The following is a 14,408-nucleotide window of genomic DNA, read 5'->3' on the forward strand; positions in this document are numbered from 1 at the left end:
CCCCCGCCGGCCGCGGGGGCGCGGACACACGCGCCCTCGCCGTCACCGCCCGGTCCGCCGCCTGCCGCGCAGTCCCTCGTCCCGCGTGGGGCGCTTCTCATTCCTCCACCCGGCGACGGCGGCGGTCGAGTTCGTCGAGGATCAGCCCCAGTCCGTAGTCGAACTCGTCCGCGAACGAGTAGTCCTTTCCGATCACCAGTTCGCCGACCATTTCCGCCAGGTAGGGGTAGGCGTCGGCCGGCACGTCGATCTCCGAGGCGAACTCCTCGGCGCCGTCCGCCGACGCGAAGGGCAGTTTCAGTTCGGTGAGCACGAAGCCGTACACGTATGCGTCGATCACCGAGAAGGCGTGGGAAGCAAGGGCAACCGGGAAGCCGTTCGTGCGCAGGCAACCGAGCACGGCGTCGTGGTGCCGCAAGAGCGACGGACCGGGCGAACGGCGGGACTCGATCAAGGTCAGCGCCCAGGGATGCCGGGCGAGCACGTTCCGCGCCGAGGTCGCCCGGTGCAACATCGCAGGCCGCCACGGTTCGCCCGGTCCGGGCAGCACGATTCCCGCGAAGATCCAGTCCGCGAGCCCATCGAGCAGATCGTCCTTGTTGGCGACGTGGTGGTAGAGAGACATTGCCTCCACGCCGAGTTCCTTGCCGACGTTGCGCATGCTCACCGCGGTGAGGCCGCCGCGGTCGGCTACGCGAACCGCGGCCTCGATGATCCCGATGCGGCTCAGCCCCGGCCGTTCGTTCATGTCTCCCTCACGACTCTTGCGTACTTACAGGCGTAAGCCTAGTCTTCCCGGACAAGACTTACATCCGTAAGGGAGGGCTCATGAAGGCCGCAATCGTCGACAGGTACGGGCCACCGCACGTCGTCCGCGTCGCGGAGGTGCCCACTCCGGTCCCCCGGGACACGGAAGTCCTCGTCCGCGTCGTCGCCGCGGCCGTGACGGCCGCGGACTCGCGGATCCGCGCGGCCCGCTTCCCCCGCGGATTCGGCCCGTTCGCCCGGCTGATGTTCGGCGTGTTCCGGCCCAGGCGAAAGATCCTGGGCGGCACCTTCTCCGGTGTCGTCGAGTCGGTCGGCGCGAGGGCCGGCGGGTACACCCGTGGCGACGAAGTGTGCGGCATGACCGGACTCGCAATGGGGGCGCACGCGGAATACGTCACGGTCCCGGCGGAGCGGGTGGTTCGCAAACCGGCAGCGGTCACTCACCCGGATGCGGCGGCGCTGCTCTTCGGCGGGACCACCGCGTTGCACTTCCTGCGAGACAAGGCCTCACCGGGACGCGGCGATTCTGTGCTCGTGAACGGGGCGTCGGGCGCGATCGGAACCAACGCCGTTCAGCTGGCCAAGCATTTCGGCGCCACCGTCACGGCCGTCACCAGCACCGCCAACCTCGGCCTCGTCTCCGGCCTCGGCGCCGACAAGGTCATCGACTACACGGTCACCGATGTGTCCGACCTGACCGACCGCTTCGACGTCGTACTCGACACTGTCGGCAACCTCACCCCCTCGTCCGGACGGAAGCTCCTCACCGACGGGGGCGTTCTGTTGCTTGCGGTGGCAAACCTGTGGGAGACCATGCGCCCCGGCGCCGATGTCAAGACGGGTGCTGCGCCCGAGCGACCCGAGGACGTCGAGTTCCTCCTGGAGTTGTCGGCCGCCGGTCGGCTCGTCGCCGTCACCGACGACATCGGTGGTCTCGACCAGATCGTATCGGCCCACACGCGAGTGGACTCCGGCCACAAGGTCGGCAACATCATCGTCCGGCCCGCGGGGTGACGGCACCACGCCGAAGCCGAGGATTCTGTCGAGCGGGTGGCCCTGCGATGGCGGAAACTGGGCCGATGACGATGTTCACCCCGATCAACCCGGCCGATCTGGCCGGCGTCATCGCCGAACGCGCAGCCGGGCACCGCCGACGGGTGTGCGTCGGGATCTCTGCCGCCGACGCGGCCGCACCGCTGAACCTTGCGGAGGAGGTCGCCGCGCGCCTGCGCGTCGAGGGCCGGCCGGCGGCAGTGCTGTCGCTCCACGACTTCGTGCGCCCGGCCTCGCTCCGTTTCGAGCACGGACGCACCGATCACGAGAGCTACCGGACGAACTGGTTCGACTACGGCGCGCTCGACCGCGAAGTCGTTCGGGGACTTCACGAAAAGAAGCGATGGCTGCCGCGGTTGTGGGACGAGGCGGGGGACCGGTCGGCTCGTGCCCGCCGGGTGGACGCTCCCGACGGTCAGGTGCTCGTGGTCGCCGGCCCGATGTTGCTCGGTCGCGGACTCGCCTTCGACGTCGCGGTGCACCTGGCGATGTCGCGGGCCGCGTTGGGCCGGCTGACGCCCGACGAGGACCGCTGGACGATCCCGCCGCTGCTCGAGCACGACGCCGCCGCGGCCGCGGAGGCCGACATCGTCGTGCGGTACGACCATCCGGATCGCCCGGCGATGCACGCCGACGGTGCGGCCCGGTCCGGGAACGGGGACCGGCGATCCGGTCAGCGGCAATGAGCCGGTCGGCGGGTGGGTCCCGATCCCGGGCGGCGGGCGATCGCACGCACACCGGGCCCCGACGTCGAGCCTCGACCGGTCAACGAGCGCTACATCCTCGCCCCGGGGGCCCTGTGCGCGTCATGGGGCGCACGGGCGGTCACAGCTTGTAACCGATCGTGCGCAGCAGTGCCTTGCGGTCGGCGACGTCGGCGCTCGTCTCCACGCCGAGGGGTGGGTTCCCGTCGATCACCCCGGCAATGCCTCGGCCGAGCTCCGTCTCGGCCACGATGATCTCGACGGCGTTGGCCGTGGCGCAGAAGATGCCGCATACCTCCGGTACCTGCTTCAGCGTGTTCAGGATGTTCACCGGATAGCCGTCCTCTACGAACACGAAGAACGAGTGGCCTGCGCCGACCGCCAGGGCGTTGCGCCTGGCCAATTCGACGAGCCGGTCGTCGTTGCCCGAGAAGCGCACGAGGCGAGGTCCGGAGGCTTCGCAGAACGCGACTCCGAACCGGAGGTGGGGACTCACCCCGGCCAGTGCTTCGTGCAGGTCCTCGACGGTCTTGATGAAGTGGGCCTGCCCGACGACGACGTTCATGTCGTCGGGCTTGTCGATCGCCACGATGTGCAGCTCCACGATCGCCTCCTCGGATGCCCTGCGGCTCGGCAGGCCAGCGTCGACAGACAGTCTGCCCCGCTGGGCAACCCGGGGGCAACGACGGGAGAACGGGAGAGGACCGGAGCGGATCTGCCGAACCCGGCTGGGGTGCGGCGCTGGCAGGGCCGGATCCGGGATCGGACCGGCGCGGGTTCTCGGCACGCAACATCCCGGATGGTGTTCTCGCCCAGCCGGTCCCGCACCGCGTCGGCGACCGACGCCGGCGCAGGCTTCGGCTGGTGGGGCTGCCCGAAGCCGAAGCCTGCGTCGACGGGATCCTCGGCAGGATCGCCGTCACCGTGAGTCACACCGGCATGCACCGCTGCGCGCGCCGGCAACGCGGGACGGTCGAAGGCACGGAGGGCTCCCCGTCGTGTCCGTGCGGGTCCGCGGCAGCACCCGCACGCCCGTGCGGCGGATGCCCGAGGGACCAATGCCCCTATGCCGGCCGTTCCGGGCGGCGCATGATCGGCTCGACGCGATCTGCACCGGAGGGAGCGGCCGTGACGACCAGCAGCGACGCGGTGATCCGCAAGACGGCCGACGACCTGCGGGTCCCGCCGAACCTGTCGGACTACGAGGCCACCTGTGCCCGGTTCACGTGGGACGAGGCGGCGGCGCAGGTGCCGGGCCCCCCGGGCGGGGGGTGCAACATCGCCTGGTCGGCGGTCGACCGGCACGCCGACGGCCCGCTGCGGGACCGTCCCGCCCTCCGGTTCCTCGGTGCCGGTGACGCGACGGGCCGTATCGACGTCACGGAGTTGTCGTACGGCGACCTCGCAGACCGCGTCCGCCGCTTCACCCGCGTCCTGCGCGACCTCGGAATCGGCAAGGGCGACCGGCTGTTCGTGTTCTCCGGCCGGATCCCCGAGCTGTACATCGCCGTCCTCGGTGCCCTGCGCAACGGCACGGTCGTCACCCCGCTGTTCTCGGCCTTCGGTCCCGAACCCCTGCTCACCCGCCTCGAACTCGGCTCCGCACAGGTATTGGTGACCACGGAGGCGCTATACCACCGGCGCGTCGCGGGGGTGCGCGACCGGGTGCCGACCCTCGAGCACGTGCTGCTCGTCGGCGACGACGACGCCGCCACCGCCGTTCCCGGCACCCTCGACCTACGGGCCCTGCTCGACGCCGCCGAGCCGGCCGCCGATCCCACACCCACCACCGCCGGCGACCCGTCGTTGCTGCACTTCACGAGCGGCACCACCGGCACCCCCAAGGGGGCGCTGCACGTGCACGGCGCCGTCGTCACCCACTACGCCACCGGCCGATACGCCCTCGACCTGCATCCCGACGACATCTACTGGTGCACCGCCGATCCCGGCTGGGTGACGGGCACGTCGTACGGCATCGTCGCGCCGCTGCTGCACGGCGTCACCTCGATCGTCGACGAAGCCGAGTTCGACGCCGAACGGTGGTACCGGATCCTGCAGGACCAGCAGATCAGCGTGTGGTACACCGCCCCCACCGCCATCCGGATGCTCATGCGCGCCGGACCCGAGGTCGCGGGACGCTACCGGTTCCCGAACCTGCGGTTCGTCGCCAGCGTCGGTGAGCCGTTGGCACCCGACGCCGTGTGGTGGGGCACCGAGGTGCTGGGGCTGCCCATCCACGACAACTGGTGGCAGACCGAGACCGGCGGCATCATGATCGCCAACACGCCGGCGTTCGACATCAAGCCCGGATCGATGGGCCGGCCCCTGCCCGGCGTCGACGCCCGGATCGTCCGCCGCGACGAGGACGGCACGGTGCACGAGGTCACCGCCGCCGACACCGAGGGTGAACTGGCGCTGCGGGCGGGCTGGCCGTCGATGTTCCGTGGCTACCTGAACCAGGACGAGCGCTACCGCAAGTGCTTCGCCGGCGATCTCTACCTCACCGGGGACCTCGCGCGCCGCGACGCCGACGGATACTTCTGGTTCGTCGGCCGCGCCGACGACGTGATCAAGTCCGCCGGCCATCTCATCGGACCGTTCGAGGTCGAGAGCGCGCTCGCCGAACACCCGGCCGTCCTCGAAGCCGCCGTGATCGGTGTGCCGGACGAGATCCTCGGCGAACGGGTGAAGGCGTTCGTCGTCCTCGAGCGCGGCGTCGAACCCGACGACGCGTTGCGCCGCAAGCTGATCGGGCACGCCCGCGTCCGGCTCGGTGCGGCCGTCGCCCCCAAGGAACTCACGTTCGTCGACTCGCTGCCGCACACCCGCAGCGGCAAGACCCTGCGCCGGCTGCTCAAGGCCCGCGAACTCGGCCTCGCGGAAGGCGACACGTCGACGCTCGAGACCCCGGAGGTGGCCGGATGACCAGCGACACCGAGCAGGCCGGCGGGGGCGCCGCCGGATTCCCCTACGACCGCGACTTCGCGCTCGCGCTGCTGGCCGACATGCTGCGCATCCGCCGGATGGAGGAGAAGGCCGCCGAACTCTACGGCGCCGGCAAGATCCGCGGATTCCTGCACCTGTACGTGGGGGAGGAGGCCGTGGCGGTCGGCGCGCTGCACGCGCTCGACCCGGGCGACACGGTCGTAGGCACCTACCGTGAGCACGGGCACGCCCTGATCCACGGGCTGTCCATGAACGCGATCATGGCGGAGATGTTCGGCAAGCAGGAAGGCTGCTCCCGCGGGCGCGGCGGCTCGATGCACCTGTTCGACGCCGCGACCCGCTTCTACGGCGGCAACGCGATCGTCGGCGGGGGCCTGCCGCTGGCGGTGGGCCTCGCGCTGGCCGACAAGATGCAGAAGATCCCGCGGGTCACCGCGTGCTTCTTCGGTGAGGGGGCGATGGCGGAGGGCGCGTTCCACGAGGCGCTCAACCTCGCGGCCCTGTGGCAGCTGCCGGTGCTGTTCTGCTGCGAGAACAACCTGTACGCCATGGGCACCGCCCTGGCCCGGTCCGAGTCGCAGACCGACCTGTGCGCCAAGGCCGCCGCGTTCGGGGTGCCCACACTCCGGACGGACGGGATGGACGTGCTCGCCGTCCACGAGACGGCCCGGGCCGGGGTCTCTCACGTCCGCAGCACGGGCGGACCGATGTTCCTCGAGTTCCAGACCTACCGATTCCGTGCCCACTCGATGTTCGACCCCGAGCTCTACCGCGACAAGACCGAGGTCGAACGGTGGAAGGAACGCGGCCCCATCCACACGTTCTCGGCGCGGCTGAAGGCGCTGACTCTGCTCACCGAGGAACAGTTCCGGCAGCTCGACGCCCAGGCCGTGGCCGAGGTCGACGACGCCGTCGCCTTCGCCGAGGCCGGCACCTGGGAGCCGGAGTCCGACCTGCTCCGCGACGTGACCACACCGGCCGGGGAGGCATCGTGAAACTCAGCTACCGCGAGGCCCTGCGCGCCGCGCTGCACGACGCCCTGAGCACCGATCCGCGGGTGTTCCTCATGGGCGAGGACATCGGGCGATACGGCGGCACGTACGCCGTGACCAAGGGCCTGCTCGACGAGTTCGGACCCGAACGCATCCGCGACACCCCGCTGTCCGAGCTGGGCTTCGTCGGTGCGGGCATCGGTGCGGCACTCGGCGGGATGCGGCCGATCGTCGAGATCATGACCGTCAACTTCAGCCTGCTGGCCCTCGATCAGATCGTGAACACCGCCGCCGCACTGCGCCACATGTCCGGCGGCCAGTTCTCCGTGCCGATCGTGATCCGCATGGCCACCGGCGCCGGGCGGCAGCTGGCCGCGCAGCATTCGCACAGCCTCGAGGCGTGGTACGCGCACATCCCCGGCATCCGGGTGCTGGCCCCGGCGACCGTGCGGGACGCCCGCGGCATGCTCGCCCCCGCTCTCGCGGACCCGGACCCGGTCGTCGTGTTCGAGCACGCACTGCTCTACAACACCACCGCCGACATCGACCCCGACGAACCGGTCGACATCGACAGCGCGCGGGTGCTCCGGCCGGGCGGCGACGTGACCCTCGTCGCCTACGGCGGCACCGTCGGCAAGTCCCTCGTCGCGGCGGAAACCCTGGCGGGCAGCGGAATCGAGGCCGAGGTCGTCGACCTGCGGGTGCTGCGCCCGCTGGACACGGCCACCGTCGTGGACTCCGTCCGTCGCACCCACCGGGTGGTGGTCGTCGACGAGGGCTGGCGCAGCGTCGGCCTCTCCGCAGAGGTGACCGCCCGGATCGCCGAGGAGGCGTTCTACGACCTCGACGCACCCGTGGCGCGGGTGTGCAGCGAGGAGGTGCCGGTGCCCTACGCCCGGCACCTGGAGCAGGCGGCCATTCCCCAGCCGGAGAAGATCGTCGCCGCCGTGCAGGCCCTGATGGGCGAGAGCTGAGGAGGCGACGTGTTCGAGTTCACCCTGCCGTCCCTCGGCGCCGACATGGACGAGGGCACCCTGACCGAATGGCGCGTCGCGCCCGGTGACACGGTCGAGCGCGGCCAGGTGATCGCCTCGGTGGACACCGCCAAGGCCGAGGTGGAGGTCGAGATCTGGCGGGACGGGGTCGTCCACCGGTTGGTCGCGGAACCGGGTGTCACGCTGCCGGTCGGCGCGGTGATGGCAACCCTGCTCGAGCCCGGGGAGGACGCTCCGCCCGTCGCCGAGGCCCCGGCGGCCGCGGCCCCGGTGGTGGCCCCCGTCGCCGCGGCCGGCGGCGCCGCCCCCGTCACCGAGGCGCCGCCGGCGCCCGCTCCGGCCGCCCCGGCCGCGCGGCGGCGGGTCTCGCCGGCCGCCCGCCGGCAGGCCCGGCAGCTGGGCGTGGACCTCGACACCGTGACCGGCACCGGACCCTGGGAGTCGGTGACGATCGAGGACGTCGATCGGGCGGCGGCTCGTGCGGGCGCCGCGCCGGCGCCGGCGCCACCTGCCGCCGCGGCGGCACCGGCCAGGGCCCCGATCGACAAGGCCGCCGAGATGCGCCGCGCCATCGCGTCCGCGATGGGACGTTCCAAGCGGGAGATTCCGCACTACTACCTGTCGGAACAGATCCCGCTCGCGCGGGCCCTCGACTGGCTCACCGAGTACAACGCGCAACGCCCGGTCACCGAGCGCGTCCTGCTTGCGGCGCTGCTGCTCAAGGCGGTCGCCCTGGCCACCCGCCGGTACCCCGAAATGAGCGGATTCTGGACCGACGGCGAGTTCCACCCGGCCCCGGCCGCGCACGTGGGGGTGGCGGTCTCCCTGCGCCAGGGCGGGCTGATCGCCCCGGCGATCCACGACGTCGCCGACCTCGCCCTGCCCCAGCTCATGGCGGCCCTCGCCGACCTCGTCAAGCGCGCCCGGGCGGGCTCGCTGCGCAGCTCGGAGATGTCCGACCCCACCGTCACCGTGACCAACCTGGGGGAGGAAAGCGTGGACTCGGTGTACGGGGTGATCTACCCGCCGCAGGTCGCACTGGTCGGTTTCGGCAAGCCGACCCGGCGCCCGTGGGTCGACGGCGACGCGGTGCGGCCCGTCCCGGTGGTCACCGCGACCCTCGCCGCGGACCACCGGGTCAGCGACGGCCGGCGCGGCGCCCTGTTCCTGGCCGAGATCGCCGAACTGCTCCAGCACCCGGAACGACTGTGAGGTGAGATCGTGACCACCGACGAGACCAATACCGGCGAGACCGCCCGTGCCGACATCCGCGCCGCCGTCGTCGCCGCGATCGCCGACGTCGCCCCCGAGATCGAGGACATCGAACTGGCGGGGGACCGGCCGCTGCGCCAGCAGGTCGACCTCGACTCGATGGACTGGCTGAACGTGCTGATCGGACTGCGTTCGTCGCTCGGGGTGGACATCCCCGAGGCGGACTACGCGCACCTGAGCACCCTCGACGGCCTGGTCGGATACCTGGCGCAGCGCCTCGGGCGGTGAGGTCACACGAGATGACCCGAGAACTGTGCCCGGCCGGTCTCACCGGGTGCATTCTGTGAGAAGAACGACCGACGGGGATGCAGTCGTGGACGGGGACATGGCCGGGAACGATCCACTGTGTGGACGAGTCGGGGAGATCGTCGTGGCGCTGCGCAGGCTGTCCGCCGCGCTCGACGAGGGCGACGAGTTGCCCGAGCTGCTGCACCTGCTCGTCGGCAACGTCGTGAAGATCGTGCCCGAGACCGGCATGGCGGGGGTGACGGTCCTGCGGGGCGGCCGCCCCGAGACGGAGGCCTGCAGCAATCCGCTGCTCTACGAACTCGACCACGCCCAGTACCTCGCCGGCGCCGGTCCGGGCCTCGACGCCGTGCGGACCGGCCAGGTGGTGCGCGCGGACCGCGCCGAGATGCGGCGACGCTGGCCGGCGTTCGCCGAGCGCGCGGAACGGTTCGGGACGGCGAGTTCGCTGGCCGCGCCGCTGCGGATCGACGACGAGACGGCCGGATCGTTCAACCTCTACAGTGAACACGACCACGGGTTCGATTCTCTGGACGAGACGCTGGTGGAGGTGTTCACGACGGCCGTGGAGACCGCACTGCGGCAGGCCCGTCGCTGTGCCCGGGCCCGGGCGGAGATCACGCAACTCGATCGGGCCCTGCGCTCGCGTCCGACCATCGACCACGCCGTCGGGATCGTCATGGCCGCGCGCGGTCTGACCGCCGAGGAGGCCTTCGCCGTGCTGGTGCGCCAGTCCCAGCACGAGAACGTCAAGCTGCGCGACGTCGCTGCCCGACTGGTCGCCCAGCTCACCCCCGCCGGAACCGACCCGCGGCCGGGGCCGATGACCCGGGACCGGTGACCGTTCCTATCGGCAGCACGCACGGCCCGTCGCCGTCCCACGAAAATCCTCGCGGGCAAGGTTTCACGAACGCCCACGGAGGTATCTCTCCGGCAGCCGCAGCCACTCCGCTCCGGTCACCTGTTCGAACGAAAGGAGCCGGCCATGGCCGAGCACGCAGGACGAACTATGACCCGGACACCGGTGCAGACAGCGGCCCTCGCTGTCGGTGTGGTGTTCCTCCTCGTCGGCATTCTCGGGTTCGTTCCCGGAATCACGACCAACTACGACACCATGACGTTCGCCGGGCACGAGTCCGGGGCGCTGCTGCTCGGGATCTTCGAGGTCTCCATCCTCCACAACATCGTGCATCTGCTCTTCGGTGTGGCAGGCGTCGCGATGGCCCGCACAGTCGGTGCCGCTCGGTCCTACCTCATCGGCGGCGGCATCATCTACCTGGTGCTGTGGCTCTACGGACTGGTGGTCGACAAGGACAGCTCGGCGAACTTCGTGCCGGTCAACTCCGCCGACGACTGGCTGCACTTCGTGCTCGGGGCCGCCATGATCGCCCTCGGCTTCCTGCTCACCCGCCGGACCACGACGCACCGCACCGTGCCCGGCACCCGCTGACAGCCACCCACCGACCCGTCGCCGGTCCTCGCCGCCAGGAGCGAGGACCGGCGACGTTCGTGTGCACCCGCGAATCGTTCCGTCCTGCGGGCACGGCCCGGCCGGGCTCGACCGCACGGCGAGCCCGGCCGAGCCGTGGTCACCTCCGTGGCCCGCTCCTGCGACGCTGGACCACCACGTAGACGACCACCCCGACGAGAATGAGAATGCCCAGAACCTCCATGACCGTCGGATACCCGCAGAACCCGTGACGAAGCAGCGGTCCGGTGCCCGGCGCACCCCGGCCACCGGCTCCGCCGCGGGGGCAGCCCCACGATCGGTCGCGGAATCGGCGTCGCGCACCCCGGGGCGGGGTCCACAATCTCTCGCATGGACCGCGCGATCGCGCGGGAGACGGGAGCGGCGACGGATGGAATGGGGAAGTGTGCTCGTCGACAGCGTCTGGTGGACGCTGAAGGCGTATGTGATCACAACGGTGGTGTTCGTCGTCGTGGTGGCGCTGCTCGCGCGAACGACCCACTGGGGACGGCAGTGGTGGCGCATCGCGTGGCCCTACTTCGATCCGCGTCGGGGCCTCGGCCCGCTCGGACTCGTGGCCCTGGTTCTGCTGTTCACCGTCTTCGCGGTGCGGATGAACGTGCTGTTCTCGTACTGGTACAACGACTTCTACACCGCGATCCAGGACCTCGACGAGGCCGCGTTCTGGCGGTTCATGCGGGTCTTCGCCGTGCTCGCCACCATCCACGTGGCGCGCAGCCTGGTCGCGTACCTGCTCGGTCAGACCCTCGACATCCACTGGCGCACCCAGTTGAACAACCGGCTCGTCGACACCTGGCTCGACACCGGGGCGTTCTACCGGGACCGGTTCGTGGACAAGCCGGTGGACAACCCCGACCAGCGCATCCAGGTCGACGTCACCGATTTCGTCACCACCACCCGCGTCCTGTCGATGGGGGCGGTCACCGCGGTGCTGTCCATCGTCAGCTTCACCGGCATCCTGTGGGACCTGTCGGGCCCGATCACCGTGTTCGGCACCGAGATCCCCCGCGGAATGGTGTTCCTGGTCTACATCTACGTGCTGGTCACCACCGCGGTGGCGTTCTGGATCGGCCGGCCGCTGATCCGGCTGAACTTCCTCAACGAGAAGCTCGGCGCCACCTACCGCTACGCCCTGGTCCGCGTCCGCGAGTACGGCGAGAACATCGCCTTCTACCACGGCGAGAACGTCGAGCGGGGTGGCCTGCTGGGCCGATTCGCCGCGGTGATCCGCAACTGGTGGCGCATCGTGTTCCGGATCCTGAAGTTCGACGGCTTCAACCTGACCGTCAACCAGATCGCGGTGATCTTCCCGTTTCTCATCCAGGGGCCGCGGCTGTTCGCCGGTCAGGTCACCCTCGGTGACGTGATGCAGACCGGCAACGCCTTCGGTCAGGTCCAGAATCGCTGTCCTTCTTCCGCGAGTCCTACGACGACTTCGCCGCGTTCCGGGCGACCACCATCCGTCTCAACGGCCTGGTCGACGCCACCGACCAGTCCGCGAAGCTGCCCGTCCTCGTCGCGACCGAGCAGGGTGACACCCTCGACCTGCGCGGTCTCGACGTGCGGACCCCGGCCGGCCGGCCGCTCGTGACCGGCCTCGACATCCACGTGTCCCCCGGCGAGGCGCTGCTCGTCCGCGGCGCGTCCGGCAGCGGCAAGACGACACTGCTGCGCTCCCTCGCCGGGCTCTGGCCGTACGCCCACGGTCGGATCGCGCGTCCGGACGGCGACGCGCTGTTCCTGTCCCAGGACCCGTATGTGCCGCTCGGGACGCTGCGCGAAGCGCTGTCGTATCCTCGTCCGCCCGTACGGGACGAGGCGGAACTCGGCGAGGTGCTCGAACGCGTGCACCTCGGGCACCTGAGGGAACGCCTCGACGACGACACCGACTGGGCGCGCGTGCTGTCCCCCGGGGAGCAGCAGCGCCTCGGGTTCGCGCGGGTGCTGCTGGCCCGGCCGCGGACCGTGTTCCTCGACGAGGCCACCGCCGCCGTCGACGAGGGACTCGAGCACGCGCTCTATCGCACCGTGCGCGAGGCGCTGCCGGACAGCGTCATCGTCAGCGTCGGGCACCGCAGCACCCTCGACAGCTTCCACGACCGGGTGCTCGAACTGCAGGGGGAGGGTCGCTGGACGGTCACCGAGAGCGTCCGCTGAACTCCACGCGAGGTCACCGGGCGAATCACCCCGAGACGTGTCCACCGCCCGACGGCGGAACTACGCTGAAAGCGCGGTGACCTCGATGCCGGCGACTGCCGGCGGGCATGTCCGAGCGTCGGCACCCGGTGTCCGGTCCCGAGCCGGGATGCTCGTGCGGCAGCCGAGGAGGACACCATGCACCACAGCACTTCCTACCGGCGGCGTCCGCGCGGTTCGGTCGCCACCCTCGTGGCCCTTCCCGGATCCGCCCTGCGGGCCGGCGTGCGGGTGGCGGCCGCCGGTGCCGGCGTCGCCCTCGACACCGCGATCGTCGGCGCCGCCACGGCGGCCGGCGTGGGGGCGGCCCTGCTGCGCGCACCCGTCACCGCGGCCGCGGCTCCCGCCCCCGCGGCCGTTGTCCAGCTCGTCGCGGACGTCGCCCGGGAGGCGGCCGGCGGGCGCCCCGCCCGGCGCTGCGCAGCGAACGGTGCCCGAACGTGGATCGAGGTCCGCGGCCTCGACGGCCCGGACGGGGAGGCGCTCGGCGACCGGGTGCTCGCAGCGATCCGAGACACACCGGGCGTGGCCACAGCCGAACTGCACCGCCCCTGGTGCCGTCTCGTGGTGTCCACGGACCCGGCCGGACCGACGGCCGGCACGCTCCGGCGCGTCGTCGAACACGCCGAGGCGGAGGGCGCCGCAACCGCACCCCGCGGTGTTCCGCACGAGCTGCCGGGCGACGACGTCCTGCTCGTCCGGCGGGGCGTGTCCGCGGCGACCGCCGGCACCGGACTGGCGCTGACCGCGGCGGGGCGCTACCTGCGCCTGCCGCGCCTGCACGGCGGCGCAGCCGCTCCGGTCCTCGTGTCGGACTACCACCCGCGGATCCGCGCTCTCGTCGAGTCCGCGCTCGGCCCCGGCAGGGCCGACCTGCTGCTGGCCGCCGGGACCTCCGTGCTGCACACCCTGACCCTCTCGCCTGCCTCCTCCGCCGTGGAGGCCGCCACCCGGACCGTCCTCGTGGGCGAGACATTGGCGATGCGGCGCGCCTGGCGCGACTTCGAACCGGACCTCGCCCCCCACGCGGCCACGGCCCGCTGCCCGCGCCGGCCGGTCCGTCCCACCGAACCCCCGGCCGGTCCGGTCGAGCGCTACACCGACCGCGCCGGCTGGGCCGGCCTCGCCGGCGCGGCGGCGGCCGGGCTCCTGACCGGCCGACCCACCACCGCCGGTTCCGCGGCGCTCGTCGCCGTCCCCAAGGCCACCCGCACCGCGCGGGAATCCTTCGCCGCCACCCTCGCGCGCGGGCTCGCCGCCCGCGGCGTGCTGACCCTGCGACCGGCCGTGCTGCGCCGCCTCGACCGGGTCGACGCGATCGTCGTCGACCCCCGCGCCCTGTACACCCCCGGGCTCGCGGTGACGCGCCTGAACGGCGTGCCCGACCGCGACCGCAGCGTGGTGTGGGACCGGGCGCGGACGGCGGTCGAACGCGGCGTCCTCACCCCCGGCTGGCACCCCGTCTCCGCCGTGCCGGACGTGCCCGGGCACCTTCCCGCCGACGCGCGGGTGCTGATCGGTCCCGTCCACGACCGCTACGCGTCCGCCGTGCTCGCCGCCGCCCGGCGCGCCGGGATCGTCGTGGTCTCCGTCGAGGACGAGGGGGCGGGCTCCCTGCGTGCGGTCGTGTTGCTCTACATGCAGATCATGATGTTCGGGATGTACGTGGCGATGGGCGTGGTCGAGGAGAAGTCGTCGCGCGTGGTGGAGCTGCTGCTGTCGACGCTGCGCCCGCTGCAGTTGCTGT

11 protein-coding genes and 2 pseudogenes are annotated in these 14,408 nt (G+C 71.7%); 11 read left to right on the forward strand and 2 right to left on the reverse strand.

Annotation, left to right across the window (positions count from 1 at the left end; all coding sequences use genetic code 11):
* Nucleotides 1–97 precede the first annotated feature (97 nt).
* The gene (locus AIIKEEIJ_RS10690) at nucleotides 98–748 is read right to left on the reverse strand and encodes a TetR/AcrR family transcriptional regulator (RefSeq protein WP_029544034.1); all 651 of its coding nucleotides are present in this window, start codon (nucleotides 746–748) and stop codon (nucleotides 98–100) included.
* 80 nt (nucleotides 749–828) lie between these two features.
* On the opposite strand from AIIKEEIJ_RS10690, the gene AIIKEEIJ_RS10695 reads away from it, so the two are divergent.
* Nucleotides 829–1,782 (forward strand): zinc-binding dehydrogenase, encoded by a 954-nt coding sequence (locus tag AIIKEEIJ_RS10695; RefSeq protein ID WP_161995608.1) that lies wholly within the window; start codon nucleotides 829–831, stop codon nucleotides 1,780–1,782.
* Between the two features lie 65 nt (nucleotides 1,783–1,847).
* Nucleotides 1,848–2,507, forward strand: a complete 660-nt coding sequence (locus AIIKEEIJ_RS10700; protein WP_161995609.1) for a uridine kinase — start codon at nucleotides 1,848–1,850, stop codon at nucleotides 2,505–2,507.
* 139 nt (nucleotides 2,508–2,646) lie between these two features.
* Here the strand turns inward: AIIKEEIJ_RS10700 and AIIKEEIJ_RS10705 are convergent, their stop codons facing one another.
* Entirely contained in the window at nucleotides 2,647–3,129 is a 483-nt protein-coding gene (locus AIIKEEIJ_RS10705) for an adenosine-specific kinase (protein ID WP_029544028.1), read from the reverse strand.
* 485 nt (nucleotides 3,130–3,614) lie between these two features.
* Here AIIKEEIJ_RS10705 and acsA point away from each other — a divergent pair, with 485 nt between their 5' ends.
* The 9 genes and pseudogenes from acsA to AIIKEEIJ_RS10750 all read left to right on the forward strand — a co-directional run.
* The gene (acsA, locus tag AIIKEEIJ_RS10710; RefSeq protein ID WP_050035326.1) at nucleotides 3,615–5,450 is read left to right on the forward strand and encodes an acetate--CoA ligase; all 1,836 of its coding nucleotides are present in this window, start codon (nucleotides 3,615–3,617) and stop codon (nucleotides 5,448–5,450) included.
* 80 nt (nucleotides 5,451–5,530) lie between these two features.
* Nucleotides 5,531–6,466: a pyruvate dehydrogenase (acetyl-transferring) E1 component subunit alpha gene (gene pdhA / locus AIIKEEIJ_RS10715; protein ID WP_376744871.1), complete on the forward strand. Its 936-nt coding sequence runs from the start codon at nucleotides 5,531–5,533 to the stop codon at nucleotides 6,464–6,466.
* The gene (locus AIIKEEIJ_RS10720; RefSeq protein ID WP_029544022.1) at nucleotides 6,463–7,437 is read left to right on the forward strand and encodes an alpha-ketoacid dehydrogenase subunit beta; all 975 of its coding nucleotides are present in this window, start codon (nucleotides 6,463–6,465) and stop codon (nucleotides 7,435–7,437) included. The genes pdhA and AIIKEEIJ_RS10720 overlap by 4 nt, the downstream gene beginning before the upstream one ends.
* Before the next feature lie 9 nt (nucleotides 7,438–7,446).
* On the forward strand, nucleotides 7,447–8,670 hold the full coding sequence (locus tag AIIKEEIJ_RS10725) for a dihydrolipoamide acetyltransferase family protein (protein WP_161995610.1): 1,224 nt from the start codon (nucleotides 7,447–7,449) through the stop codon (nucleotides 8,668–8,670).
* A gap of 9 nt (nucleotides 8,671–8,679) precedes the next feature.
* A complete protein-coding gene (locus tag AIIKEEIJ_RS10730) occupies nucleotides 8,680–8,958 on the forward strand; it encodes an acyl carrier protein (RefSeq protein WP_006946663.1) in 279 nt (92 codons plus the stop codon).
* Between the two features lie 97 nt (nucleotides 8,959–9,055).
* Nucleotides 9,056–9,817 carry a GAF and ANTAR domain-containing protein gene (locus AIIKEEIJ_RS10735; protein WP_065923456.1) on the forward strand — a complete coding sequence of 254 codons (762 nt, stop codon included), beginning with the start codon at nucleotides 9,056–9,058 and terminating at the stop codon, nucleotides 9,815–9,817.
* Nucleotides 9,818–9,985: 168 nt separating this feature from the next.
* Nucleotides 9,986–10,426 (forward strand): DUF4383 domain-containing protein, encoded by a 441-nt coding sequence (locus AIIKEEIJ_RS10740; RefSeq protein ID WP_050035322.1) that lies wholly within the window; start codon nucleotides 9,986–9,988, stop codon nucleotides 10,424–10,426.
* A gap of 409 nt (nucleotides 10,427–10,835) precedes the next feature.
* Nucleotides 10,836–12,622, forward strand: a pseudogene (locus AIIKEEIJ_RS10745) (ABC transporter ATP-binding protein/permease).
* Nucleotides 12,623–12,799: 177 nt separating this feature from the next.
* A pseudogene (locus AIIKEEIJ_RS10750) lies at nucleotides 12,800–14,408 on the forward strand (ABC transporter permease); the annotation flags it as partial.

This window comes from Rhodococcus sp. YH1 (assembly GCF_009939605.1).
Taxonomy (GTDB): domain Bacteria; phylum Actinomycetota; class Actinomycetes; order Mycobacteriales; family Mycobacteriaceae; genus Rhodococcus; species Rhodococcus aetherivorans.

Bases quoted from the DNA above. Each gene is read 5' to 3' on its own strand.
- AIIKEEIJ_RS10690 (WP_029544034.1), bottom strand. From the start codon at position 748: ATGAACGAACGGCCGGGGCTGAGCCGCATCGGGATCATCGAGGCCGCG.
- AIIKEEIJ_RS10695 (WP_161995608.1), top strand. From the start codon at position 829: ATGAAGGCCGCAATCGTCGACAGGTACGGGCCACCGCACGTCGTCCGC.
- AIIKEEIJ_RS10700 (WP_161995609.1), top strand. From the start codon at position 1,848: ATGACGATGTTCACCCCGATCAACCCGGCCGATCTGGCCGGCGTCATC.
- acsA (WP_050035326.1), top strand. From the start codon at position 3,615: ATGATCGGCTCGACGCGATCTGCACCGGAGGGAGCGGCCGTGACGACC.
- pdhA (WP_376744871.1), top strand. From the start codon at position 5,531: ATGCTGCGCATCCGCCGGATGGAGGAGAAGGCCGCCGAACTCTACGGC.
- AIIKEEIJ_RS10735 (WP_065923456.1), top strand. From the start codon at position 9,056: ATGGCCGGGAACGATCCACTGTGTGGACGAGTCGGGGAGATCGTCGTG.
- AIIKEEIJ_RS10740 (WP_050035322.1), top strand. From the start codon at position 9,986: ATGACCCGGACACCGGTGCAGACAGCGGCCCTCGCTGTCGGTGTGGTG.